Source organism: Pseudarthrobacter raffinosi (genome assembly GCF_023913735.1).
In the GTDB taxonomy this organism is placed as follows: Bacteria; Actinomycetota; Actinomycetes; order Actinomycetales; family Micrococcaceae; genus Arthrobacter; species Arthrobacter raffinosi.
This window is the reverse complement of the sequence record NZ_JAMXBH010000008.1, coordinates 109,118-133,669: the sequence shown is the minus strand read 5'-3', so window position 1 is coordinate 133,669 and position 24,552 is coordinate 109,118. Positions and strand designations below refer to the sequence as shown.

The following is a 24,552-nucleotide window of genomic DNA, read 5'->3' as shown; positions in this document are numbered from 1 at the left end:
AAACAGGAGAAGAATGTTTACCGTTAGTTCCTACGCCGCACCGTCCGCCGCTGAGCCGCTCGTTCCCACGAAGATCGAACGCCGCGACGTCGGCCCCCTTGATGTCCTGATCGACATCAAGTTCGCCGGCATCTGCCACTCTGACATCCACACCGTCCGCGGGGACTGGGGTCCCCAGTCCTACCCATTGGCCCCCGGCCACGAGATCGCCGGCATCGTCACCGAGATCGGCACGGCGGTCACCAAGCACGCTATCGGCGACCGGGTCGGCGTCGGCTGCATGGTCAACTCCTGCCGCGAATGCGTCAACTGCCTCAAGGGCGAAGAGCAGTACTGCCTGAATGGCAACGTCGGCACCTACGGCGCTGTGGACCGCGACGGCACCATCACGCAGGGTGGCTACTCAACGCACGTCGTCGTGACCGAAGACTTTGTCGTGCGGATCCCCGAAGGCATCGCGCTCGACGCCGCCGCTCCCCTGCTGTGCGCGGGCGTCACCACGTACTCCCCACTGCGGCACTGGGGTGCCGGCCCCGGGAAGAGAGTTGCCGTCGTCGGCCTGGGCGGCCTCGGCCACATGGCCGTTAAGCTCGCCCACGCCATGGGCGCGGAAGTCAGCGTACTTTCACAGTCGCTCAAAAAACAGGAGGACGGGCTGAAGCTGGGCGCGGACCACTACTACGCCACCAGCGACGAGACCACCTTTGAGGATCTCGCCGGCAGCTTCGACCTGATCATCAACACCGTGAGCGCATCGATCGACATCAGTGCCTACCTGCAGCTGCTCACCCTCGACGGCGCCCTGGTTAACGTCGGTGCTCCCGCTGAACCGCTCCCGGTCAACGCGTTCGCCCTCATCATGGGCCGCCGCTCCTTCGCCGGCTCCATGATCGGCGGGATCCGCGAAACCCAGGAAATGCTCGACTTCTGCGCCGAGCACAACCTCGGTGCCGAAATCGAAGTCATCCCGGCCAGCAAGATCAACGATGCCTACGAACGCGTCCTTGCCTCCGACGTCCGCTACCGGTTCGTCATCGACACCTCCACTCTCGTCTAGAACACCGGCGGGCAGCACCGGCCCTCCACGCCTACTACGATCGAAGGATGGAATCCGCGGAGCAGGTGCAGCAATCCGTCCGCTCTCGGCGCATCACCGCCGCCATGGTCGCGGCCCGCGCCGGCGTCTCGACGGCGACGGTTTCCCTGGTGGCCAACGGCAAGACTGCCGGCCGCGTTTCTGAGGACAACATTGCCAGAGTGCGGGACGCAATTTCCGAGCTCGGGTACGTGGTGGACGGGATCGGCAGCTCGCTGGCCAAAGGCGTCAGCTCCATCGTGATCCTCGTGTCTCCGGACATCTCCAACCCGTTTTTCGCCAAGGTGATCGCCGGGGTCCGGGAGTCACTCGGGGCTGATTACCAGCTGCTGCTGTCCGTCACCGACGCGGGCGAATTTCCGCAGGCCGGCGACGTCCGGAAGCTGATGGCACTCCGGCCGGCCGGGCTGCTCGTGGGTGCCCCAAACGCCGAATTCCTGGAAGAACTTTCTGCCGCGGGCCCCGTGGTCCTGCTCGATGCCCCAGGGCTGGAAGCCTACGCGCCGTCCGTCAATCTGGACGTTGCGCACGGCGCGGGGGAGCTGGCGGGACACCTGGCAGATGCAGGGCATCGGCAGGTGGCCTACGTGGACAGTGTCACCGGCACAGCGACGTTCGCCATCCGCCGCGAAGCCTTCCTGGACGAGGCAGCGGCCCACGGAATATCGGTGGGGCCCGGCCACATCATCAGGACCACCATCGACGTCGGGGCGTCTGCCGCCGCGTTCGCCGCCGCCTGGCCCGCGTGGCAGCAGGCCGGGGTCACCGCCGTCGTCTGCTGCACTGACACCCACGCCTATGGGGTGCTGCAGGAAGCGCGGGTGGCAGGCGTCCAGATCCCGGGCCAGCTGGCCATCGCCGGCTTCGATGATCTGCCGTACTCCGCCACCAGCAATCCCAGCCTGACCAGCGTGCATCTGCCGGCGACCTCGTTGGGGCTGAAGGCCGGCGGGCAGCTGCGCCGACTTATGGAAGGCCACCAGCTGGAGCAGCCGCAGCTGACCCTGGAAAGCTCCCTGGTGGTCCGCAACTCCACCTCGGCAACGGCCCCTTCATAGCCAACGCTCTCTCACTTTCCCTAAGAAAGTGAGAGAGCGTTGCCGCATTTCTTAGAATAAGTGAGAGAGGGGTGTGATGGGGTGCTGTCACACCCCCGCCGTAAGCTGGGGGCATGCCGAGTAACTGGGACGCCCTGGACGTCAGCCTGCGTGAATCCGTGCAGGAGAACGTGGAGATCTACGAGCGCGTCCGCCCTGCCCTGAAGCTGGTCACCAAGGACGTTCTCCATATCCTCCGCGACATGTTGAAGGACACCGAGGTCACGCCGCTCTTTGTCACCGGGCGCACCAAGTCGGTGGAATCCTTCCGGGAGAAGATCTCCCGGATTGAGGAACCGCTGGAACCCGGCGGACCCCCGGTGCTGAAGTTCCCGGACCCGTTCCGCACCCTCAACGACATGGTGGGCGTGCGCGTCATCACCAAACTGCCAACCGAGAATGCCCTGGTGGCCAACATCATCAAGCGCCAGCGGCAGGTGTTTGACTGCCGCGGGGACCGGGAGAAGGACATCGGTTCCATCGAGTCCGGCACGTACGGCTATTCGAGCCGCCACCTGATCCTGCGCACCATCCAGAACGAGGCGGTGAAGGATTACCAGCAGGCCTTCAACCCGGATATTCCGGCCAACGGCAGCTATTTCTTCGAATGCCAGATCCGCACCGTCTTCGCCCACGCATGGAGCGAGATCGAGCACGACATCCGCTTCAAAGCCGAGGACCCCCGCGCCTGGACGCCGCATTTCGACCGGCAGTTCACCGCCACCGCCGCCATGCTGGAAACAGTGGAAAGCGCCTTCGCGGACCTCCACGAACGCTACGAGGAAGTCCGCAGCTACTGGGACATGGAGGGCGAAGGCGCCGCGCAGCTCACACCCAACCGGATCCGGGACGTCTGGCGCACGCTGCTGCCGCACGTGGACCGCAAAGTGGATGACGACTGGGGCTGGGCCGCCGAGCTCATGGCTGCCCACGGCCTCAACCAGACCGTCCAGCTGGCAGGCCTGCTCAGCGCCCAGCGGATCACCGAGGTCCGCAAGGCACTGGACCACCGCTACTCCCCCGGCCCGGACCGCCTGCTGGATGACCTCCTGCTGTGGCAATACGGCACCAAACACATTGACCTCACCGCAGAGGCGCCCGACGCCGTCCCGCACCCGCGGCGCGACAGCCTCCTGCGGCGGCTCAAACAGATCGAGCGCTACCGCCAGACCAAGTCCGAGTAGACCAATCGCGGAGCCGCAGGATTATTGGGCACCGCTGACATTCAACTACCCTTGACTCATGGTGGAGGCTGTTGTACACGGACCTCCGATGCTCCCGGCTCCAGCCCCGCGGCAAGATCCGGCACGTTTTTGCCCCTCTCTGACAAGGATTCCGCCATTTCCACGGACGCATTCTTCGCCACGCTCACCCGGATCCGCAACGTCATCCTGCCTGCGGCCGCACGGTCCTGGCTGAACACGCCGCGTGGACTGCTCACGGGCTTTATCCTGGTGCACCTGGGCTTCCTGATCTTCGCGGCGCTGCTTTCCCTGCGCGGCGAAGCGTTCAGCGACACGTTCATCTACCGCGACTGGGCCCGGGCCGGTTTCGACGAAGCGAACCTCAGCGGTGGCCCCAGCCCCTGGGTGTACCCCATCCTCGCGCTCATCCCCATGGCGCTGGCAGGGCTTGCCGGCCCCGGACCGTTCTTCTTCCTGTGGGTGCTGATGACCACCCTCCTCAACGGCTGGGCCCTGGCCAAGCTCACGGACCGTGGCCGCAACCAGGACGCCATCCCGGCGGCCTGGTGGTGGCTGATCTTCACGCTGCTGATGGGCTGGCTCGGCTTCGCACGCGTGGACGGCCTCACCGCACCGATCGTCCTGGTGGCCCTGGCCTATGGTGTGGGCCGGCCGTTTGTGGCGTCGGTCCTGCTCGCCGCCGCCACGTGGGTAAAGGTCTGGCCGGCCGCGGTGATGCTGGCCCTGTTCGCCGTGGTCAAGAACCGCCTCCTGGTGGTGCTGGCGGGCGTGGCCACGTCAGCGGTGGTGCTGGCACTTGCCGCCGCGGTTGGCAGTGTGTCCAAGCTGCTGAACTTCCTGACCCAGCAGGGTGACAGGGGCATGCAGCTCGAGGCAACGTTCACCACCCCGTGGCTGTGGCTGTCCGTGCTGAACATCGGCGACTCCCGGATGTACATGAACACCGATATCAACTCCATGCAGGTGGACGGACCCGGCACCGCGGTGATGTCCGTGCTGATGCAGCCGCTCCTCATTCTTGCTGCCCTGCTCGTGGCCGGACTGACCTTCTGGGCGCTGCACAACGGCAAGCTCAACAGCAACGGAAAGGCCGACGGCGGCGTGGACCGTACCGAGCTGCTGCTGGCCGGGGCGCTTACCCTGGCCACCGCCTTTGTGGTGTTCAACAAGGTGGGCTCGCCCCAGTTCATGGTGTGGCTCGCCCCGGCCGTAGCGGTGGGCCTGGCGCACAGCTGGCGTGAGTGGCGGGTCCCCGCGGCCATGCTCATCGCGATCGCGGTGGCCACGTTCTTCATCTACCCGCTGTTCTATGATGCCCTCAGCCACAACAACCCCCTTATGGCCGGTGTGCTGACCATCCGCAACGTCCTTCTGGTGGTCCTGTTCCTGTGGTCGGTCCGGCGCCTGTACTCGCTGGGCAAAAAGACTTCAGCGTCCGTCCCCGCGCTCAAGGAGTCCTGAGATTTCCACAAAGTTCTTCGACCGGCTGGTCAGCGTCCGCCGCACAGTCCTGCCCGCCCGCGTGGTGGACTGGTTCGCCCGTCCGTCCAGCGTCTGGTGGGGCTTCGCGGTCATCCACCTGTATTTCCTCGGCTGGATGGCGTCCTTCTTCCTCAACGGCGATACGTTCAGCGACACCGAGCAGTACCGCCAGTGGGCCATGGACGGCTACAGCCCGGACAGCCTGGACGGCAAGATCAGCCCCTGGGTGTACCCGGTGCTGGCGCAGATCCCCATCTTCCTCGCGAACATTGCCGGACCCAGCCTGTACCTCCTGTGCTGGTTCCTCATCATCACAGGCCTCAACGCCGTCGGGCTTGCATTCCTGACGCGCGGGCCGCGGAAGGTGAAGGGCATCGCCCCGGCCTGGTGGTGGCTGTTTTTCACCGTCTTTATGGGCTACCTCAGCTTCGCCCGGGTGGAGGGAATTACCGCCCCCATCGTGCTGATTGCCCTGCTGTACGCGGCCGAACGCCCCGTGGTGGCAGGGATCCTGCTGAGCGTGGCCACCTGGCTCAAGGTGTGGCCGGCAGCGGTCCTGGTGCCGATCGTCATTGCCAGCCGGAAACGGATCCAGGTGCTGGTGTCCGGCGTCGCAGTCACCGCCGTCGTGGGCCTGGGCACGTACCTGTCCGGCGGCCTGCCGCACATCATGGACTTCCTGACCAACCAGGGCGAGCGCGGCATGCAGCTGGAAGCCACATTCTCCACGCCGTGGGTGTGGCTCAGCGTGTTCAACATCGCCGGTTCCAAGATGGCGGACAACACGGCCATCAACTCCACCGAGGTCTACGGCCCGGGCGCGGACGTGGCCGCGTTCCTGATGCAGCCCCTGCTGATCCTCGCCGCCGTGGTGGCCGCCGTCCTGCTGGTCCGGGCGCTGAACCGGGGCGCCGAGCGGGAGGAACTCTTCCTCGAGGGCGCCCTGATGATGACCACGGCGTTTATCGTGTTCAACAAGGTGGGATCGCCGCAGTTCATCATCTGGCTGGCCCCGGTGATCATCGCCGGCCTCACGCACGACTGGGAGCGGTGGAAGGTCCCTGCCACGCTGCTGATGGGCATTGCCCTGACCACGTTTGTGATCTACCCGCTGTTCTACACGCCCCTCATCCACGCCCACCCGGTCATGGCCGCCATCCTGACCACGCGCAACGTGCTCCTGGTGGTGCTGCTGTGGTGGTCGGTGAAGCGGACCGCGGAGCTGGGCCGCAAATCGCAGGCGGTCCCGCAGGCCGCCTGATGTGGGCCGCCTGACCCGGGCCGCACTAGGGTAGTGCCATGACCGCGGGGGCAGACAACACAAACAGGCCGGGGTTCCGCCGCTGGCTGCCGCTGCTGGCACCGCTCCTTGCTGCAGCAGCCGTTGCTACAGGACTTGCTGCCATCCTGGCGCCCCGGCAGGAGATCGGGTGGTTCGCCTACGCGCTCCTGTCCAACCAAACCTTCACAGCGGTCACGATAGTCCTGATGGACAGCGGTGCACGGGCCGGTTATTTACTCATTGCAATGGGCCTGCTGACACTGGCGTTCTGGTTGGGATACCGCTTGGGTCTCCGGCGCCAGCCAGCGCATTAGTTCGGCTCGTCAACTCTCAGGACCTGACGAAGCCGGCGCGCCTCAGCGGGCGCTGCGGCGCTGGTCCAGGACCCAACGCCAACCACGCCGGGCCCAGTCCAGGGGTTTACCCTCGATCAGCAACTTCCGCGTGTGGATGTCCAGGACCAGCAGATAGAACGTGAACAGCAGCGCCGTCACGAACGCCAGCGACGACGCGTCAATGGCCAGCTCCACAAACGACCAGACCGAGAGCTGGTCCTGCGCGCCGAACACCACAAAGAACGTCACCCCCACGTAGAGGCACCGGATCTGCCAGTCGTTCCGGATGCCCGTGGCCGCCAGGAACGGCACAAACCAGAGAATGTACCAGGGCTGGATGATGGGCGAGAGCATCACGACGGCGGCGAACGCCAGGGCCAGCCGGCGCACCGCCCGCGAGTAATCGCCTCGGAACATCAGCAGCAGCACCAGCCCGATCGCCGCCCACTTCATGCCCGTCCGCAGCAGGTCCGCGATGGTGCCGCCCGGCAGTCCCAGCACGTTGCCGAGGAACTCCACCTGCTGTCCCAGGAACCCTGACGGCGAATAGCCGGTGTACCCCGGCGTCGGGTCCATGATGGCCCAGACCCAGCCCAACCCGAGGTTGTACGGGATCCCGCTGACGGCCAGAACGGCGAAACTGATTCCCGCCGTCGCTCCCCAAATAAGGAACTTCCGCGTCCACGAGGCGGCGTGCCCCGCCCACATGACCCCGATGAACGGTAGCAGCAGCACGGTGATCGGCTTGATCCCGATGGAGGCCGTGACAAGGAGGATTCCGGCCAGGTAGCGCTTCGTCGCGGCGAAGTAGACACCGGCGACGGCGAGGCCAACCATGAGTGCGTCGTTGTGGGCGCTGGCCACGAAACTGATGAGGAACAGCGGGTTGGCCACCGCGATCCAGAGTGCCCGCGCGCCGTTGATGCCGTGCAGTTCGGCCAGCTTGGGCACGTAAATGACGCAGAGCAGAACCCCTGCGCCGGCGATCAGGCGGAACAGCAGCACGGACACGTCGGGCTGTGCCCCTGTCAGCTCCACAACGCCGCGGGCAAGCCACAGGAAGTAGGGCCCGTAGGGGGTCCGGTTCTCGGCCCAGGCCGGGTCCGCGCCGAGGGCAAACCAGTTGTTGAGGGTGGAGATGCCCACCGTATAGGGGTTCTGGCCTTCCATGACCAGGCGGCCCTGGCCGGTGTAGGCGTAGACATCGCGGGAGAAGATGGGGACGGCCAGCAGGAGCGGCAGGGACCAGGCGGAGATGGCTATGACCACCGACCGCAGCGAGTGTTCGCCCCAGTCGTCCAACCGCTGGCCCAGCCGGAGCCAGGACCGCATCAGGAGCATCGCCCCCACCGTCAGGAGCACGGTGGACAGCGTCACGCCCCAGCCCTCGGTCCGCAGGGCGATGACCACCGGCTGGCGGATCATGGGTGAGCCGTTGGCGATCCAGCCGGTTCCGATCGAGCCCACAAACATCATGAGGGCGCCGAGGAACCCCTGCCAGGTGGCGATGTACACCCGGCGCTTGGTGGGGGGAGCTGAGGCGGGCGCAGCAGACTTCGGGAGCTCCGTGCCGGCCGCTGTCTTTTTCGACGGACCGGGGAAGCTCTCCGAAGTGCTGATGTGTGAACCGCCTGCCGTCATGTCTTGTGTGGTCCCCTACTTACGTTACGGCGCTGGCTGGACTAGCTATAGGCCGGTCTACAACCCAGTCATTTTAGCAGTTGGCCAGCGGCGTGCCCCAGACTGGGAGGGGCGGACGCGCCCCCTATTTCGCAATGGGGCGTCGCGCCGCCCCATCCCCGCCTAAGAACGAAGCCCCCACTGCCGGCTTCACCAGCACGATTGGACCCAGCCATGGCCGCACGAAGCGTCCCCGATGCCCGGACCGGCACGCCGCAGCAGCTCCAATCAGTCCGCGCCACCCTTCGCTCCCCACGGCGGCTCAAGACCGAGGCGCTGGCGGGCCTGGTGGTGGCGCTGGCACTGATCCCGGAAGCTATCGCCTTCTCCGTGATCGCGGGCGGAACGGGCTGGAAGTGGAGCTGATCGGGCTTAATGCCGCCAGCATTCAGATGCGGACGCGGCTGGCGGGAAAGCTCAACTGACGGGCTAGCCCCGCGGGTCGCTGTGGACGGAGCGGTTCCGGCCCAACGACTTGGCCATATAGAGGGCCCGGTCAGCGGCGGCGATGAGGTCTTCCACATCGGAGGTCCCGGCGTCGTACAGTGCCACACCGTAACTGACGGTGGGCATCTCCAGCCCGTCGGCAGTGGGGACCTCAGCCAGGCGCCGGCTGACCTCCCCCGCTGTTTTTTGCGCCCGGTCGGCGGAGGCGCCCGGGATGAGGAGGATGAACTCTTCCCCGCCGTACCTGCCCACAAGATCCGTTGACCTGACGGTGTCCCGGCAGGCGCCAGCGAAAGCCTGCAGCGCGAGGTCACCGGCGGCATGGCCGTGGGTATCGTTGACTGCCTTGAAGTGGTCCAGGTCAGCAAGGATCAGGGCGCCCGTTCCCTGGGTGACGGCCCTGTCATTCAACAGTTCCGCGGCCAGGTCCAGGAAAGCTTTGCGGTTGAGCAGCCCCGTGAGATCGTCCCGGGTGGCCACCATCCGCAGGGCCCGGGTCTGCTGTTCGTTGCTCAATGCGGCCATGCTGAAGGACACCACCACCAGCAGCACCATGGTCACCAACGTGGTCACTGCGGACCCGAAATACGTGACGAACGTGGGTCCATTCGGGCCCTCCAGGAGGAAGTACACCAGCCGGCCGAAATAAAACGCGGACAACCCGGCCGCCGCGGCAGCCATGGGGACCCGGACGCGCGAATATCCCGGCTCCAGCCGCCAGAGTTCCCGGGAAGCAAGCCCCACCGTCAGGCACATCGCGGCGAGGAAGACCGGGCCGCCGGACCAGGTGTTGGTGCCGGGATGGTCGACGGCGGATGCCACCAGCGTGACCACCGGCAGCCCCGTGAAGATCCAACGGAGCGGCCGCACGTCCCGGAGCGAGCGTGCGCCGGCCCAGACGGCTACACCGCCGAGGACCAGCAGGACGTTGCCCAGAGTGTTGGCCCACCACTGGTGTGGGGTTCCGTTGAGCAGGAAAGCGGTGGATCCGGACAGGAAGAACACCAGAGCGAGGCACCACCAGCCGCTGTACGGCGAGCGTGTGTAGCGGTAGGCCGAAAAGTAGAACAGCAGCACCAGGACCAAAGCCATCAGGCCGAACGCGACCCGCAGCGTCGCTGTATCCAAGACCATTTCAGAAGTTCCCCCGGCTGCCGAGTGATGCAAACCTCAGTATTGCACCGCCGTCGGACATTTTCGCCTCATAAGGATGATCCGTCGTTGCGTGGCCAGTTCGATGGCGGAGGTCCGGTTGTCCACGCCGAGCTTGCCGTAGCCTCCAAGTCGCAGCGGGCCGGATGGTCTCGCTGGTGGGCCCGTCCGGCTCGGGCAAATCAAGCCTCCTGGCAGTCGCCGCCACCCTGGTCCGCCCCACCAGCGGCGACGTGATCGTTGACGGGATCAACACCGCGGGGCTGAAGGACAGGGAACTGACCGCGCTGCGCCGGGAGAAGGTGGGCATCATCTTCCAGCAGCCCAACCTCCTGGCGTCCCTGACCGCCGTCGAGCAGTTGATGATTGGCCACCACCTGCGTGGCAAACCGCTGAGGGCCGCGCGTTCGCGCGCCGCGGGACTCCTGGATCTGGTGGGGCTGGCCGCGTCCGCGGACAAGCGTCCGCACCAGCTCTCGGGCGGGCAGCGGCAGCGGGTGAACATTGCCCGGGCCCTGATGGGCAGTCCGAAAGTGCTGCTGGTTGACGAGCCGACGGCGGCGCTGGACCACGCGCGCAGCGCGTCGATCGTCGGGCTGCTGCGCCGGGTCACCGACGAGTTCCAGGTGGCCACGGTGATGGTCACGCACGACACCGAATTCGTGCCGCTGACCGACGCCGTCGCTGTAATGCGCGACGGCGGCCTGACCGCCCCGGTGGTACCCGGCGCCTTACCTAGCGCCGGGGGCGCGGAGTAGGGTTCGGTCATGGACATCATCCTGGTACCCGGTTTCTGGTTGGACGCGTCATCGTGGGAGAAGGTGACGCCGGCGCTGGCGGCGGCGGGGCACACAACCCATCCACTGACTCTTCCCGGCCTTGAATCTGTGGACGCACGGCGTGGAGGCATCACTCTGAAGGACCATATTGCCGCCGTCGTAGACGTTCTGGACGGTCTCGACGGAAAGGTGGTCCTCGTGGGGCACTCCGGTGGTGGCGCGGTCATCCACGGCGTGGCGGACGCACGGCCGGACCGCGTTGCCCGGAATATTTACGTGGACAGCGGACCCCTGGGCGAGGGCGGCGTCATCAATGACGGGCTGCGCACCGAGGGCGACGATGTGCCCCTGCCGCCGTGGGATGGCTTCGATGACGCCGATCTGGTGGACCTCACCGATGAGTTGCGCGCGTCATTCCGGGCGCGCGCCATCCCCGAGCCCAGGGGCGTTGCGCATGGCCGGCAGCGGCTGCATGACGTCCGCAGGTACGACGTTCCGGCGACTGTGATCGCGTGCCAGTTCCCGTCGTCGCTCCTCACCGAATGGATCGACGCCGGCCATCCCTTCACCGCCGAGCTGGCCCGCATCCGCGACGTCGAGTACGTGGACCTCCCCACCGGGCATTGGCCCCAGTTCACCAAGCCTGTGGAACTGGGCCAGGCGATCCTGGCGGCGGTGGAGCGGACGGGGTGACGCGGCGGATCTAAGCAGTGACATCAGCTGAGCCTCCGCGAGTTCAATTATCGGCTAAAAGTCAGGCCATTAAATAGCCTGACTTCAGGCTATAATCACAGTATGAAAACCGTGCCCCTTAGCGAAGCCAAGGACAAGCTTTCCGCACTCGTGGAGGAGGCGGACAAGACGCATGAGATCATCCAGATCACCCGCCACGGGCACCCGTCAGCGGTGTTGATGTCCGCTGACGACCTCGAGTCACTCCAGGAAACCATCCACTGGCTATCGCAGCCGGACATCAGGACAGATTTGGAACAGGCCCGGCGCGACATCGAGGCAGGGAACACCGTCAGCGGCGATGACCTGCGCCGAGAGTTTGGGCTACCGCCGAGGTGACTGAGGAACCATCGAACGAGCAGGGCCCCTGGAGAATCGAAGTTACCAGCCCCGCGCTGAAGGGGTTTCGTCGGCTGCCGGAGAAGGCTGCTGCCGCAATTGTCGAATTCGTTACTGGAGTTCTGGCCGACAATCCACGCCGGCTCAGCAAGCCCCTCACAAGTGAACTCCTGAGCCTGCGCACCGCACGCCGCGGTGACTACCGCGTGTTGTTCACCCTCGATGTTGAAGAGCACACCTTATATGTCCACCGCATCGAGCACCGCGCGGACGTCTACAAGCCTCGCTGACAAAGACCCATAGACAGTGTGCGAGTGTGGTCCGGGTCAGCGAATTCGATCCTGACCACGCCGCCTCTTGACCAGCCCCAGGCAAAGCACGGCCGCTGCCGCTGAAGCGGCCGCGACGATGCCGAGGGGGACGGCGTCGTTGGCGCCGCCGATGCCCACCAAGGGAGCGGCGATGCCGCCGAAGGCGTACCGGGCCAGTCCCAACAATGAGGATGCCGTCCCAGCGATATCGGGATAATCCTTGAGTGCAAGCGACGTGGCCGGCGGGCTGGTGACGGCCACGCCGCTGACCATGGGGAACAGGGACAGGACAATGGCAATCAGCGGCAGGTGCAGGGCCGCCGCCGCCAGCAGCCCCAAGGCGCCGGCCGCCGTCATTATCAGGCCCGCGGTGAGCGTCCCACGTTCGGACCACCGTTCAGCGAGCCGGCCGGCGATGAACCCGAAGACCACAAAGCCCAGTGAATTCAGGCCGAACGCGAACGAGTAGCCCTGCGGGGAGAGCCCATACATGCCTTGGAGTATGTAGGTTGCCCCGCTCAGATAGGCGAAGACCGCCGAGTACGTGAAACCGGTGATCAGCACGGCCCCGACGAATACGCGGTCAGCGAGGAGCCGGCGGAAACCGTGGAGGGTCTGCGAAAACCCTCCGGTCACCCGGCGGTTCGCCGGCAGGGTCTCCTGGAAGACCACCAATGACGCCAGCAGGACGGCGACGCCGACGGCTGCGAGAAATAGGAAGACTCCGCGCCAGTCGGTGACGGTGGCGAGTTGCCCGCCGATGACCGGGCCGATGATGGCGGCCAGTCCGCCGAGAACCGTGAGGCGGCCGTAGTAGCGAATGAGTTTGGCGCCCGAGTAGACGTCCCGCCCGGCGGCCTGCGCAATGACGATGCCCACGGCTCCGGCGAGGCCTTGGACAAACCTCGCGACGATGAGCGTCTCAACGGTCGGGCTGATCGCACAAAAGACAGAAGTGACCGTGTACGCAACGACACCGATCAGCAGCGGCGTCCGCCGCCCGAGGCGGTCCGAGAGCGGCCCCGCTACTAATTGGCCGATGGCGAGGCCCAGCAGACAGGCGGTGATGGTCAACTGGGCCACCGACGTCGTGCTTTGCAGCTCAGCGGTGAGGGCTGGGAGGACCGGGAGGTAGAGGTCCATGGAGATGGGACCGAAGATGGTCAGCAGGCCAAGCACAATCGCCAGGGGGCGGCCGACTGTCTGCTCGCGTGCGGGAATCGGGGTTACGACGGCGGTCACGCTGGCTCCGGTCTGTGGGTAGGGGCAGGACTGCGGTTCACGTTCAATACAACGCGGTCATGCCTGTCCTAGCGAGGGCTCTGGTTATCAGGGGTCTGCCAGTACCTCCCTCCCCTGCCGCAGCCGTAGCGGGTAAGCGCCCATAGTGTGCAACGCTGGTTGCATGGATCTGGAGGTGTCGCCCGCGCTCACGATTCCGGCGTCGGAACTCCGCTGGCGGTTCTCGCGGTCGTCCGGGCCAGGCGGTCAGCACGTCAACACGACAGACAGCCGTGCGGAAGTCTCGTGGAACATCGCCGGCTCCGCCGTGCTCACGGATGACCAGCGGCTGATGCTGCTCAGGCGGCTTGGACCACGCCTCGTCGCCGGGGTGATCACCGTGGCCTCCTCCGAGCAACGCTCCCAGCTGCGCAACCGAGAGACCGCCCTGGCGAAGCTCGCCGAGCTTGTGGCGGAAGGTCTGGCACCCGAAGGCCCCCGCCGTCGGGCGACCAAACCCACCCGGGGTTCGAACCGCCGTCGCCTCGCCGCCAAGGAGCAGCGGTCGGCGACGAAACGGCAACGGCAGCGGCCGTCCGCCGAGTAGCGCGGCCCCCGGCCTGGCGCCGGCGGCACCAAGGCGATCCCGCCGTGGAGCCCTATCCCTGCGGGTTTCCGCCCGTTGTGGCTGAGGCGGCGTCGCCGACGCGGCGCACCCCGGTATGCGCACCCCAGATGAACAGCAGCAGCGCCACGAGGACCAGCCCGGCGTGGCTGAGGTCGAGTTCGGCAAGGAAGGTGGTCACCGGGTCGGTGAGTCCGAGCATCGCGTGCAGTACGCCTGCGATGGTGATGATCGAGATGAACAGGGCAGAGGCTGCGGACACACCTGTGATGATCATGTTGAAACCGATACGGCGTTTGGGGTCCACAACGGCGCTTCGGTACATCTTCATCATCGCGACGCCGTTCACCGTATCGCATAAGGTCATAGCCGCCATGAAGCCGAAGGGCAGGGCCATCAGCGCGACCGGGGAGATGCCGGCGAGGGCGGCCGTCGCCGTGAGGAGCAGGAACGCGATGGTCGAGGCCGTGTCGAAGCCGAGGCCGAAGAGGAAGCCCAGGACAAAGATGTCACGTGGGCGGTTGACGCGGGAGAGCGGTTTGTCGAGCAGGCGGGCCACGAGCCCGGTCGGTGCCAGCGCCTCGCGCGTGACGGTGGCACCGTCCTTGACCCGGCGGTACAACAAGGCGGTACGCCGGAACGCGGCGGCGTTGTAAACACCGATGGTCAGCAGGAACAGGCCCGAGACAGATGCCCCGGTAATGCTCAAAACCATGTTCGCGGACGAGCCGTCATTAAGTGCGTCCTGAATGATGCCGGCACCACTGACCACAAGCACGCCGGCAAGCACGACGACCTTGCTGTGGCCCATGCTGAAGGCGAAGCCCACGCTGACGGGGCTGCGGCCTTGGGCGGCGAAGCGGCGGGTGGAGTTGTCGATCGCCGCAATGTGGTCCCAGTCGTAGCTGTGCTTCACACCGGCCAGGTAGGCGGTGATGAGCAGGCCGAGCACCACAGGGTTGTGGTTTGTGCGCAGTGAATCGGCCAGCAGCGCGAGCATAACGATGTGGAGGGCGGCGACTGCCGCGAAGGTGACCGCCAAGCGGCGGGCCGTCGGGAGGGCTTCCCGCTCGTGGTGGTTCAAGAGGGCTTTCATTTAGTACTTTCGCAGGTTGAGGCGGGGCTGGCCGTGCCAGCGGAACCGCAGAAAATCGATGCCGGCGCGGATGGCGGCGTCCAGCGGCTCGGTGGCGTGGGACAGGGCTCGCATAGCCAGGCCGCCGTCGAGCAGTGACATGCCCAGCTTGCAGCCGTCGGCAAGGGGCACCAGCAACTCATGCAGCTCGTTCAGCAGCGCGGCGTCCACGCGGGCATCCATAACCAGGAGGGAACCGACGTGGGTGTAGTCCTCGAGGAAGGCCATGCCGTCTATCGGGGCGGCACCGGTCAGCGGACGGATCAGCAGGTTGTCGAGCACCGCCAGGCGCCCGTCGACCGAGATCTCGTTCCGCAGGCGGATTTCGTCGTAGCCGAACAGGGCGCCGTCCGGTGACCAGCCCGGCGTGACGATCTCGGCCATCACCAGCGAGGCGCTGCCGTGCATCTCAATCACGGTGGCCTGCCGGTAAGTCGCCCCGCGGTAGGCGATCAGCGGGTCCGGCACAGATTCCAGGCTCGCGTTAGGACCGAGCCGGATGTGCGTCCGCTGTTCAGCGCGGGTCTCGGGCGTGCGGTAGACCTTTGTCGCTGACTGTGTGGTCAGCAGGAGCCGGGCCCCTGTTTCCACAGTGATGTCGATTTCATACTCGTCGCCACCGACGTACCCGCCCCCGGGATTGACCACCACGTAGCAGACCTGGCTGGTGTCATCGAGGTAGTGCGGCCGCAGGATACGCAGCGCGCCCTGGTGGTACTGGCTCGTGGCGATGCAGCGGTCGCCCCGCACACCCACGGTGAGGGCGAGAGTACCGGCGAGTTCGACGGCGGCGCGGCGCACCGCGAGTTCGGGCGCCGGCGCACCCGTCACTGGCGGAGATCAAGCATGAGCACGTCGCGCCTGATCCAGTTGATGACGTGCTCCAGGCCTTCGTCGGTCTTGAGGTTGGTGAAACAGTAGGGCTTGTTGCCGCGGAACTCGAGAGTGTCCGCCTCCATCACGGAGAGGTCAGCACCCACATACGGGGCCAGGTCCATTTTGTTGATGATGAAGAAGTCGGACTTGATCATTCCCTGGCCGGCCTTGCGCGGGATTTTTTCGCCCTGCGCCACGTCGATGATGTAGATCGAGAAGTCCACAAGCTCCGGGCTGAACGTGGCCGAAAGGTTGTCTCCCCCGCTTTCAATGAAGACGACTTCGAGGCCGGGGTGGCGCAGCCGCAGCTCCTCCACAGCGGCCGAGTTCATCGACGTGTCCTCTCGGATGGCCGTGTGCGGGCAGCCGCCGGTTTCGATGCCGATGATGCGGTCCAGTGGCAGGATCCCGTTGGCCGCGAGGATCTTGGCGTCCTCGATGGTGTAGATGTCGTTGGTGATGGCGGCCATCGAGATCTCGGCGCTGAGGTGGCGGGTCAGGCGTTCCACGAGCTGGGTCTTGCCTGCGCCGACAGGACCGCCGACGCCGATTTTGATGAGTTTCATGGTGCTCCTTGCTACGTATTGGGTACGGCGAACCGCGGACTGCTAAGACATAAACATGCGGACGCGCTGGCGTTCGTGGCGCATCTGGGCGATTTCGAGACCCGGGGCCGTGATCCCGAAGTCGTCGGCATCCAGTGCCTGGATCCGGCGGACGGCATCCATGATCCTGGGATGTGTTCCCAGCAGCACACGCTGCCCGGCGTCCTGCCCGATGGGGATGGCTCGGATGGCGTTTTGGGTCAGCGACGTGACCGCCGTGAAGAGGTAGCTCGCGAGCAATTCCTCCAGCGGGACGCCCAACTGCCGGCCGGCGACGCCGAACGCGACGGCCGGATGCCCGGCGCACCGCCCGGATCCGACGTCGGCCGCGTAGCCCGCGAGCCGGGCACCCGGCGCCACGGTACCGGCGATGGCCAGCATCCGTGCGCCCATCTTGGTCCCCGCCTCGCGGACCTCACGGGGCAGCGCCGCCGCGGCGATCATCCGGTCGACCCGGGCAATATCGTCAACCGAGGACGCCTCGTACGCCAGGCGCAGGGCGAACCCGTCACTGTAGGTCAGCTGGATGCTCACAAACTGGCTCAGCCAGCTGGCGAAGCTCACTTCGCCGTCGATGAGGCCACGTTCCAGGAACGTTTCCATCCCGAAGGAATGGCTGAACCCGCCGGTTGGGAGCGCGGAGTCAGAGAGCTGCAACAGCGGCAGCAGGTACGACGGCGGCTCGTTCACGCGCTCAGTGGGTGTGTTCGGCATGGCGGAACGGCACGGGCACCACACGCTCCTGGCGCGAGTACGGCACGCCAACGTGGATCAGGTAGTCCTCGATCGTGTGGTCGTACTGCACCACCATCACCTCCGCGGCATATTCACTGTCGGCGTCGAAGAACTGCGCCTGCATGTGCCGGTTGCCGAGGTTGTGCGCAACAACCCCCATTTCACGGATGCTGCGCGCTGCGATAACAAGGACGTTGGTTGCCAGCGCAGTCACCACGATGACAGTTTTGTCGTCGCGGAACAGGATGTCGCCGTCGCGGAGATCCCGCACCGGGCCTGCGGCATCGCTGAGCCGGATGCCCAGTTCACGGCCGTGGTCGGTGGTCACCCGCTGGATTTTCTTGACGAGTTCCGCGCTCGGCAGCAGAACCTGCTCCTCATGGAGGCCAGCCAGCTCGTCCTCGGGGAGATCATGCCGGTTGGCGATGACGTGGTCGATGATCATATATGCCCCCTTAGGGATATGTGTCTAAAAGAGGAAGTAGCGCTGCGCCATGGGCAGCACCGTCGAGGGCTCCGCCGAGATTGGCTCGCCGTCGACAGTCACCTCGTAGGTTTCCGGGTCAACGCCGATATCCGGCGTCGCGCCGTTGTGCTTCATGTCTGCCTTGGTGAGGGTACGGATACCGCTCACCGGCCGGATCACGCGGCGCAGGCCCAACTGCTCGGGGACTCCGGCGGCGATGGCGGCCTGGGAAAGAAACGTGATCGATGAGGCATGTACCGCGGTGCCGAGTGCCCCGAAGTTGCCGCGCAGGGTGCGTGGCTGCGGCGTGGGGATGGAGGCGTTGGGATCCCCCATGACGCTCATGACCGCCTGCCCGCCCTTGAGCACGAACTCGGGCTTGACGCCGAAGAACATCGGGTCCCAGAGCACAAGGTCGGCAAATTTGCCCTCTTCGACGCTTCCGACCGAGTCCGCGATGCCGTGGGCGATCGCCGGGTTGATCGTGTATTTGGCCACGAAGCGTTTGAGCCGGAAGTTGTCTCCCACCTCGGGGTCGCCGTCGAGCTTTCCGCGTTGGCGCTTCATGGCGTCCGCTACCTGCCAGGTGCGCAGGACCACCTCGCCGACCCGGCCCATGGCCTGGGAGTCGGAGCTGGTGATGGAGAAGATGCCCATGTCGTGCAGCACGTCCTCCGCTGCGATGGTCTCCTTGCGGATACGCGAATCGGCGAAGGCCACATCCTCGGGGATGTCCGGGCTCAGGTGGTGGCAGACCATCAGCATGTCGAGGTGTTCGTCGATGGTGTTGACCGTGTACGGCAGGGTGGGATTGGTCGACGCCGGCAGGACGTTGGGCAGCGCCGCGATCTTGATGATGTCCGGGGCATGCCCGCCGCCGGCGCCTTCGGTGTGGAACGTGTGGATGACGCGGCCGCCGATGGCCCGGATGGTGTCTTCGACGAAGCCGCACTCGTTGAGCGTGTCGGAGTGGATGGCCACCTGCACGTCATACTCGTCAGCCACGCGCAATGACATGTCGATCGAGGACGTGGTGGCGCCCCAGTCCTCGTGCACCTTCAGCCCGATGGCCCCGGCGCGGATCTGTTCCGCGAGGGGCTCCATGGCGCTGGCGTGGCCTTTGCCGAGCAGGCCGATATTGATCGGCAGGTTCTCAACCGCCTGAAGCATGCGCGAAATGTGCCAAGCGCCCGGAGTAACGGTGGTGGCCTTGGTCCCTTCGCTCGGTCCGGTACCGCCACCGATCAGCGTGGTGATCCCTGACGCCAAGGCCACCGGCACCTGATCGGGGCTTACGAAGTGCACGTGCGTATCAATGCCGCCGGCGGTGAGGATCTTGCCCTCGCCCGCGATGATGTCGGTAGCGACACCGATGGTGATGTTCACACCCTGGGAAATCTGGGGGTTTCCAGCCTTGCCGATTTTGAAGATGTGCCCGTCGCGCAGGGCCACATCGGCTTTGTAGATGCCGGTGTAGTCCAACACGATCACGTTCGTGATCACGGTGTCCGGGATGTCGTCGTCGCGGACCAGCTGCCCGTTCTGGCCCATGCCGTCACGGATGACCTTGCCGCCGCCAAACACGACTTCTTCACCGTAGTTGGTGTGATCGTGCTCAATCTCGAGGAACAGATCAGTGTCCGCCAGGCGAACTGCGTCTCCCGTGGTGGGGCCGTAGAGGTCCGAGTACTGTTTGCGGCTCAGCTCGAAGCTCATTTGGTGTCGTCCTGCAGGGAGATCAGGCCGCGGCTCGGCTCGAGCGGGCCGTTGATGCGGTCCCGGAATCCGAACACCGCACGCTCGCCCGAGAGAGCAAGCAAGTTGACCGTCTTGGCATCACCGGGCTCGAACCGCACAGCAGTGCCTGCCGGGATGTCCAGCCGGAAGCCGTGGGCCGCATCCCGGTCGAACTCGAGGGCATCGTTCACCTCGAAGAAATGATAGTGGGACCCCACCTGGATTGGGCGGTCACCGCGATTGATCACGGCCAGGGCGCGGGGAATGAGGCCCGCATTGCACGTGATGGGCTCCGGGCGGAGGACGTATTCGCCGGGTTTCATGGGTGCTCCTTCGCCTAGCGAATGGGGTTGTGCACGGTGACGAGCTTGGTGCCGTCCGGGAACGTCGCCTCGACCTGGACGTCATGGATCATGTCGGCGACACCTTCCATGACATCTTCCCTGGTCAGGATGGTGGTGCCATAGCTCATAAGATCGGCGACCCGGCGTCCGTCGCGGGCGCCCTCGACCAGCTCATAGGTAAGGATCGCGATGGATTCCGGATGGTTGAGCTTAAGTCCGCGCTTCTGCCGCCGTCGTGCAAGATCGGCAGCAACCACAATCATCAGTTTTTCGCTTTCGCGTGGCGTTAGATGCATAAAAAGCCTCCTAATCATTCGCGATAAATCGCGAGCTCCCACTCGTTATCTACAACCGGCCTAAGAAGCGACCGGGAGGCCCGTGGATGACTGAAGACTATCAGAATCATGTCAGGGCACCGCCAGCCAAAGCCGTCGAATCATGCACTCACTGCCGGTATGCGCAGGTCAACCCGCAGGTCAGGCTCGAACCCACTCCCGCACCAGCGCCACGAATTCCTCCTGCCGGGCCGCCGCGGCCTCCGCGCTTGGAAAAATCACCTGGCCGCGGTCCTGCCCGATCATTTCCAACAGCCCGCTCCATTTAGAGGGATCAAAATCGAAGTCATCCTCGATGGTCTTGGCACCGCGGTGAAAAATCAGCTGCACGTGATGAAGCGGCCGCAAGTTGAAGGTGACCCGGTCAACAGATTCGAAACAGAAGCTGGGTGCCTTCCACTTAATGCGCTCCGTTATGGCGTCATCCGCGTCCAGGACAGCCAGCCAAAGGCGCTCAATCACAGGCTTCAACGGTTGGTCCAGCGACTCAAGAAAAGAGTCAACCACCAGGTTTCGATTTAGTGTCATGACGCATAGTCAAGCACCTTCGTCTTCAATCCCCACCGGCGCGGATCCAGGCTGCGCCGCAGGCCGTAGTACTGGAGTGTGTTTCATCTGGGGATCGGGTAGTTTCGGGGCCCCGGGATCCGCGGTGATGCTGCCGCCGGGTTGTGACTGTTGTTTCGTTCAAGCAAAGGATGATCATGGCCGTTTCAATTGAGCTGGGCAGGAAACTCGACAAGGACTACGAGAACAAGAGCCTGGAGGAAGTCCTGGACGCCCCGCCGTCCGCACTGGCCGGCCTCACGGACAAGCACGCTGAAGTCCTCGCCAGCATGGGGATCAAGACGGTCCGCGATCTCGGCAGCAACAAGTACTTTGCGATGGCAGGCGTGCTGGTGGCCCTGTCCAAGCACGTCGACTGAAGTACCTCTACACGTCAGGAAAGGTCCGGCGGGGTGAGAACACGGCCGGACCTTTTCGCTGGAGCTAGGCATGCCCGAACGGCTCAGCCGATCAGCGCCAGCACGGCGCCGACGTTCACAACCCCGCCGGCTTCTGCGCGGATCCCGGCCAGCGTACCGGCGCGGTGGGCGGTCACCTGGGTCTCCATCTTCATCGCCTCAAGAACGACGACGGCGTCCCCCGCCGACACTTCGGCGCCCGGCTCCACGAGCCACTTGACCACGGTCCCGGCCATGTCGGCCCGCAGCTCGCCGGAATCAGCGGCACCTGCCGCAGCGTCGCCGTCGGCAGCGCCATCGAAACCAGCCCCGTCCAGGGAAACCCCCGCAGGAACGGCCGCACCGGAGCGCGCCCAGCCATCCAGCAGGTCAGCGGGAAGGCCGACGGCGAGGCGCCGGCCGTCGATGTCGACGGTAATGGTGCGCCGCTCACCGTCCGGAACGGACGTACCGAACTCCGGATCCGCCGCGATGGAATCCGCGAAGTCAGTCTCGATCCAGCGCGTGTGGATGCCCAGCGCGGTCTCGGACGTGAAGTCCGGCGCCTGGACAACGGCCCGGTGGAACGGCAGGACGGTGGCCACGCCGGTGATTTCCATTTCGGCGAGGGCACGGCGGGCACGGCGGAGCGCCTGCTGCCGGTCGGCGCCGGTGACGATCAGCTTGGCCAGCAGGGAATCGAACTGCGGAGCAACAACCGAACCGGAGCGGACCCCGGAGTCCAGCCGGATACCCGGACCCGTCGGGCCGCTGAACGTCGCGATGGTGCCGGGCGACGGCAGGAAGCCCCGGCCCACGTCCTCCGCGTTGAGCCGGAACTCGAATGAGTGGCCGCTCGGTTTGGGATCGGCGGTGAAGCGCAGCGGCTCGCCGGCGGCGATCCGGAACTGCTCCTGGACCAGGTCCACGCCGGTGGTCTCCTCGGTGATGGGGTGCTCCACCTGCAGTCGCGTGTTCACCTCGAGGAACGCGACGGTGCCGTCGGCGGCCACCAGGAACTCCACCGTCCCAGCCCCCGAATAGGAGGCTTCGCGGCACACTGCCTTGGCGGCGTCGTAAATCTGTTGGGTCTGCGCTTCGGTCAGGAAGGGTGCAGGCGCCTCTTCCACCAGTTTCTGGTGCCGGCGCTGCAGCGAGCAGTCGCGGGTGCCCACCACCAGCACGTTGCCGTGCTGGTCCGCCAGCACCTGCGCCTCCACATGCCGGGGCCGGTCCAGGTACCGCTCCACAAAGCACTCGCCGCGGCCAAAGGCCACCACCGCTTCACGGACCGCGGAATCGAAGGACTCCTCGATCTGGTCCATCTCGCGGACCACCTTCAGCCCGCGTCCACCGCCGCCGAACGCCGCCTTGATGGCGATCGGCAGGCCGTGCTCCTCGGCGAACTTGCGGACCTCCGCGGCCGAATCCACCGGACCGTCGCTGCCGGCCACCAACGGGGCTCCGGCGCGGACAGCGATCTCACGCGCCGTGATCTTGTTGCCCAGCTTGAGGATGGCGTCCGGATTTGGGCCGATCCAGGTCAGGCCGGCGTCCAGGACCGCCTGTGCAAAGCCAGCGTTCTCGGACAGGAAGCCGTAGCCCGGGTGCACCGCGTCGGCCCCGGACTCCGCGGCCACGCGCAGGATGTTGGGGATATCGAGGTACGTTTCCGACGGCGCGTTGCCCCCCAGGCTGTACGCCTCGGTGGCGGCGCCCACGTGCATGGCGTCGGCATCAACGTCCGCGTAGACAGCCACGGACTCCAGTCCGGCGTCCTCGCAGGCGCGGGCGATGCGGACGGCGATTTCTCCGCGGTTGGCGATCAGGACCTTGCGCATCAGTTGCTCACTTCGTCTGGGAATCTTTTGTCTGGGAAACGTCGGGGGAAGAATCGGAAAAGCCGGTGGGCAGCCCGTAGCCGGGAGCCCAGCGGAACCGGATGGACCCGCCGATGGGAACCTGGGCGGCCAGGTCCAGCTGGTGGTCCACCACCACCCCGATGACCGGGTAGCCGCCGGTGATGGGGTGGTCGGCCAGAAAGAGCACGGGCTGCCCCTCCGGCGGGATCTGCAGTGCGCCGGCCATGGTTCCCTCGCTGGGCAGCTCCCCGTCCCGGCTTCGGCTGAGCGGCTGGCCGTCCAGGCGCATGCCCACGCGGTTGGAGCGGGGCGTCACCGCCCAGTCCTGGGCGCAAAGGGATTCCAGTGCTGCGGCGTCGAACCAGTCATCGCGGGGCCCGGGCACGATGTCAAGGACCGTGACGCCGGTGTCCGGGAAGTCGGGCTGCAGTTCGGGGTTGCCCACCACGTTGGAGGACGTTGCAGCGCCAGCGCCCAGCAGCTGCCCGGCGGCCAGCGGCGCAGGCCCGATCCCGGACATGGTGTCCGTGGACCGGCTCCCCAGCACCGTGTCCACTGCTGCCCCGCCGCGGATGGCCAGGTAGCTGCGGAAGCCACGCTCGGGTGCGCCGATGGTCAGGATCTCGCCGTCCAGCAGGGCAAACGCCGTGGCCATGGGTACCTCGCGCACCTGCTCGGACTGGTCAAACTCGGACTGGTCGCCTTCGTCTTCAGCCACCGGATCGGGAGAATACGACGGCGTCACAACAGTCAGAGCCGACGGTGCGCCGGCCACTGCCAGCACCTGGTCCCCCACGGCCTGCACGCGCAGCCCGCCGGCAACGGATTCGACGACGGCGGCCGACGGGTCGTTGCCCACGATCCGGTTGGCGCGTCGCAGGGAGGAGCGGTCCAGCGCACCGGCCGAGGACACGCCGAGCCCGGCGTGACCGGGGCGGCCGAGGTCCTGGATCAGGCTCTGGAGCCCGGGCGACAGGATCAGCAGGCCGGACTGAATGTCCGGTTTCCGGGCAGCCAAGGCTTGGGAAGCCGAGGCAGCAACACGCGGTGCCGTAACTTCAATGAGCTCGCGTACCGCCTGGAACTGCACGCGGTCACCGGGCGCGGCCAGGGCCGGCTGCTCCCGGCTGAGGTCCCACATGGTAGCCGCGGTGCGGCCGATCAGCTGCCAGCCGCCCGGGGACTTCCGCGGGTACACGGCCGAATAGTTGCCGGCCAGGGCCACCGAACCTGCGGGGACGGCCGTGCGGGGCGAACTCCGGCGCGGGACTTCCAGTACCTGGTTCTCCCCCACCATGTAGCTGAAGCCCGGCGCGAAGCCGCCGAATGCAACCGTCCAGACCTGCCCGGTGTGGGCCGCAATGACGCCGTCAGTGCCCAGCCCGGTGAGCCGCCCCACTTCCGCGAGGTCGTCGCCGTCGTACACGGTCTCAATCTGCACCAGTTTGCCTTCGGCGTGGGACTGGACCGTCAGGTCCATCTCCAGCAGCCGGGCCGTCATCCTGCGCGCCGCAGCGGGTGAATCCGCCTTCACCATCACGGTTTCGGCGGCGGCCAGGACGTCCACCTGGCCGGGCAGCGGCTGCTCCAGCAGGAGGGCCTGCAGGGCCAGGACGTCGTGGAGCCCGGAGAGTTCGGCGAGCACCGCCGTCGTACCTACCGGCCGGACGGCGAGCACGCGGGCCGCGGAAGCTGGCTTAGTGACTGTTTCCATGGGGATCAGGCCGCGC

Annotated in this window: 25 protein-coding genes and 2 pseudogenes; 13 read left to right on the top strand and 14 right to left on the bottom strand. The window is 66.0% G+C overall.

Features of this window, described 5'->3' with window-relative positions:
* Positions 1-13 precede the first annotated feature (13 nt).
* The 6 genes from NG698_RS09240 to NG698_RS09215 all read left to right on the top strand — a co-directional run bounded on the left by NG698_RS09240 (position 14) and on the right by NG698_RS09215 (position 6,476).
* The gene (locus NG698_RS09240) at positions 14-1,057 is read left to right on the top strand and encodes an NAD(P)-dependent alcohol dehydrogenase (RefSeq protein WP_252609394.1); all 1,044 of its coding nucleotides are present in this window, start codon (positions 14-16) and stop codon (positions 1,055-1,057) included.
* A 47-nt stretch (positions 1,058-1,104) separates the two neighbouring features.
* A complete protein-coding gene (locus tag NG698_RS09235; RefSeq protein WP_252609393.1) occupies positions 1,105-2,154 on the top strand; it encodes a LacI family DNA-binding transcriptional regulator in 1,050 nt (349 codons plus the stop codon).
* A 113-nt stretch (positions 2,155-2,267) separates the two neighbouring features.
* Complete coding sequence (locus NG698_RS09230; RefSeq protein WP_252609392.1) at positions 2,268-3,377, top strand: GTP pyrophosphokinase; 1,110 nt, start codon at positions 2,268-2,270, stop codon at positions 3,375-3,377.
* Positions 3,378-3,533: 156 nt separating this feature from the next.
* Entirely contained in the window at positions 3,534-4,859 is a 1,326-nt protein-coding gene (locus NG698_RS09225) for a glycosyltransferase family 87 protein (RefSeq protein ID WP_374210062.1), read from the top strand.
* A 61-nt stretch (positions 4,860-4,920) separates the two neighbouring features.
* Positions 4,921-6,141, top strand: a complete 1,221-nt coding sequence (locus tag NG698_RS09220) for a glycosyltransferase 87 family protein (RefSeq protein ID WP_252603837.1) — start codon at positions 4,921-4,923, stop codon at positions 6,139-6,141.
* A 38-nt stretch (positions 6,142-6,179) separates the two neighbouring features.
* A complete protein-coding gene (locus NG698_RS09215) occupies positions 6,180-6,476 on the top strand; it encodes a hypothetical protein (protein WP_252603835.1) in 297 nt (98 codons plus the stop codon).
* Between the two features lie 42 nt (positions 6,477-6,518).
* On the opposite strand, the gene mptB is transcribed toward NG698_RS09215, so the two are convergent.
* On the bottom strand, positions 6,519-8,138 hold the full coding sequence (gene mptB / locus NG698_RS09210; protein WP_252603832.1) for a polyprenol phosphomannose-dependent alpha 1,6 mannosyltransferase MptB: 1,620 nt from the start codon (positions 8,136-8,138) through the stop codon (positions 6,519-6,521).
* A gap of 213 nt (positions 8,139-8,351) precedes the next feature.
* Between mptB and NG698_RS09205 the strand changes: the two are divergent.
* A pseudogene (locus NG698_RS09205) lies at positions 8,352-8,519 on the top strand (SulP family inorganic anion transporter); the annotation flags it as partial.
* Between the two features lie 87 nt (positions 8,520-8,606).
* Here the strand turns inward: NG698_RS09205 and NG698_RS09200 are convergent.
* Positions 8,607-9,758 (bottom strand): GGDEF domain-containing protein, encoded by a 1,152-nt coding sequence (locus NG698_RS09200; RefSeq protein WP_252603829.1) that lies wholly within the window; start codon positions 9,756-9,758, stop codon positions 8,607-8,609.
* A 140-nt stretch (positions 9,759-9,898) separates the two neighbouring features.
* Here NG698_RS09200 and NG698_RS09195 point away from each other — a divergent pair.
* The 4 genes and pseudogenes from NG698_RS09195 to NG698_RS09180 all read left to right on the top strand — a co-directional run.
* Positions 9,899-10,534, top strand: a pseudogene (locus NG698_RS09195) (ABC transporter ATP-binding protein); the annotation flags it as partial.
* A 9-nt stretch (positions 10,535-10,543) separates the two neighbouring features.
* Complete coding sequence (locus NG698_RS09190; protein ID WP_252603339.1) at positions 10,544-11,248, top strand: alpha/beta fold hydrolase; 705 nt, start codon at positions 10,544-10,546, stop codon at positions 11,246-11,248.
* Between the two features lie 102 nt (positions 11,249-11,350).
* Positions 11,351-11,626 (top strand): type II toxin-antitoxin system Phd/YefM family antitoxin, encoded by a 276-nt coding sequence (locus tag NG698_RS09185; RefSeq protein WP_056347465.1) that lies wholly within the window; start codon positions 11,351-11,353, stop codon positions 11,624-11,626.
* Positions 11,623-11,916 carry a type II toxin-antitoxin system RelE family toxin gene (locus NG698_RS09180; RefSeq protein ID WP_252609390.1) on the top strand — a complete coding sequence of 98 codons (294 nt, stop codon included), beginning with the start codon at positions 11,623-11,625 and terminating at the stop codon, positions 11,914-11,916. The genes NG698_RS09185 and NG698_RS09180 overlap by 4 nt, the downstream gene beginning before the upstream one ends.
* A gap of 36 nt (positions 11,917-11,952) precedes the next feature.
* Here the strand turns inward: NG698_RS09180 and NG698_RS09175 are convergent, their stop codons facing one another.
* Positions 11,953-13,179, bottom strand: a complete 1,227-nt coding sequence (locus tag NG698_RS09175; RefSeq protein WP_308293023.1) for a multidrug effflux MFS transporter — start codon at positions 13,177-13,179, stop codon at positions 11,953-11,955.
* A 163-nt stretch (positions 13,180-13,342) separates the two neighbouring features.
* Between NG698_RS09175 and arfB the strand changes: the two genes are divergently transcribed.
* Positions 13,343-13,765: an alternative ribosome rescue aminoacyl-tRNA hydrolase ArfB gene (gene arfB / locus NG698_RS09170; RefSeq protein ID WP_252609388.1), complete on the top strand. Its 423-nt coding sequence runs from the start codon at positions 13,343-13,345 to the stop codon at positions 13,763-13,765.
* A gap of 52 nt (positions 13,766-13,817) precedes the next feature.
* On the opposite strand, the gene NG698_RS09165 is transcribed toward arfB, so the two are convergent.
* The 9 genes from NG698_RS09165 to NG698_RS09125 all read right to left on the bottom strand — a co-directional run bounded on the left by NG698_RS09165 (position 13,818) and on the right by NG698_RS09125 (position 20,544).
* Positions 13,818-14,879 carry a HoxN/HupN/NixA family nickel/cobalt transporter gene (locus tag NG698_RS09165; protein WP_252609386.1) on the bottom strand — a complete coding sequence of 354 codons (1,062 nt, stop codon included), beginning with the start codon at positions 14,877-14,879 and terminating at the stop codon, positions 13,818-13,820.
* Positions 14,880-15,749 carry an urease accessory protein UreD gene (locus NG698_RS09160; RefSeq protein ID WP_252609384.1) on the bottom strand — a complete coding sequence of 290 codons (870 nt, stop codon included), beginning with the start codon at positions 15,747-15,749 and terminating at the stop codon, positions 14,880-14,882.
* Positions 15,746-16,360 (bottom strand): urease accessory protein UreG, encoded by a 615-nt coding sequence (ureG, locus tag NG698_RS09155; protein ID WP_056347453.1) that lies wholly within the window; start codon positions 16,358-16,360, stop codon positions 15,746-15,748. Before ureG ends, NG698_RS09160 begins: the two co-directional genes overlap by 4 nt.
* A 42-nt stretch (positions 16,361-16,402) precedes the next feature.
* A complete protein-coding gene (locus NG698_RS09150) occupies positions 16,403-17,113 on the bottom strand; it encodes an urease accessory protein UreF (RefSeq protein WP_252609382.1) in 711 nt (236 codons plus the stop codon).
* On the bottom strand, positions 17,094-17,579 hold the full coding sequence (gene ureE, locus NG698_RS09145) for an urease accessory protein UreE (RefSeq protein ID WP_252609381.1): 486 nt from the start codon (positions 17,577-17,579) through the stop codon (positions 17,094-17,096). The genes NG698_RS09150 and ureE overlap by 20 nt, the downstream gene beginning before the upstream one ends.
* A 24-nt stretch (positions 17,580-17,603) precedes the next feature.
* Entirely contained in the window at positions 17,604-19,316 is a 1,713-nt protein-coding gene (gene ureC, locus NG698_RS09140; protein ID WP_252609379.1) for an urease subunit alpha, read from the bottom strand.
* Positions 19,313-19,660: an urease subunit beta gene (locus NG698_RS09135; RefSeq protein ID WP_252567740.1), complete on the bottom strand. Its 348-nt coding sequence runs from the start codon at positions 19,658-19,660 to the stop codon at positions 19,313-19,315. Before NG698_RS09135 ends, ureC begins: the two co-directional genes overlap by 4 nt.
* Before the next feature lie 14 nt (positions 19,661-19,674).
* Positions 19,675-19,977, bottom strand: coding sequence for an urease subunit gamma (locus NG698_RS09130; protein ID WP_252567738.1), 303 nt, complete (start codon positions 19,975-19,977; stop codon positions 19,675-19,677).
* A gap of 180 nt (positions 19,978-20,157) precedes the next feature.
* A complete protein-coding gene (locus tag NG698_RS09125; RefSeq protein WP_252609377.1) occupies positions 20,158-20,544 on the bottom strand; it encodes a DUF1801 domain-containing protein in 387 nt (128 codons plus the stop codon).
* 176 nt (positions 20,545-20,720) lie between these two features.
* Between NG698_RS09125 and NG698_RS09120 the strand changes: the two genes are divergently transcribed.
* Entirely contained in the window at positions 20,721-20,942 is a 222-nt protein-coding gene (locus tag NG698_RS09120) for a hypothetical protein (protein ID WP_252609375.1), read from the top strand.
* Positions 20,943-21,025: 83 nt separating this feature from the next.
* Here the strand turns inward: NG698_RS09120 and NG698_RS09115 are convergent, their stop codons facing one another.
* Positions 21,026-22,801 carry an ATP-binding protein gene (locus NG698_RS09115; protein ID WP_252609373.1) on the bottom strand — a complete coding sequence of 592 codons (1,776 nt, stop codon included), beginning with the start codon at positions 22,799-22,801 and terminating at the stop codon, positions 21,026-21,028.
* Positions 22,802-22,808: 7 nt separating this feature from the next.
* Positions 22,809-24,536: a 5-oxoprolinase subunit B/C family protein gene (locus NG698_RS09110; RefSeq protein ID WP_252609365.1), complete on the bottom strand. Its 1,728-nt coding sequence runs from the start codon at positions 24,534-24,536 to the stop codon at positions 22,809-22,811.
* Between the last annotated feature and the right edge of the window lie 16 nt (positions 24,537-24,552).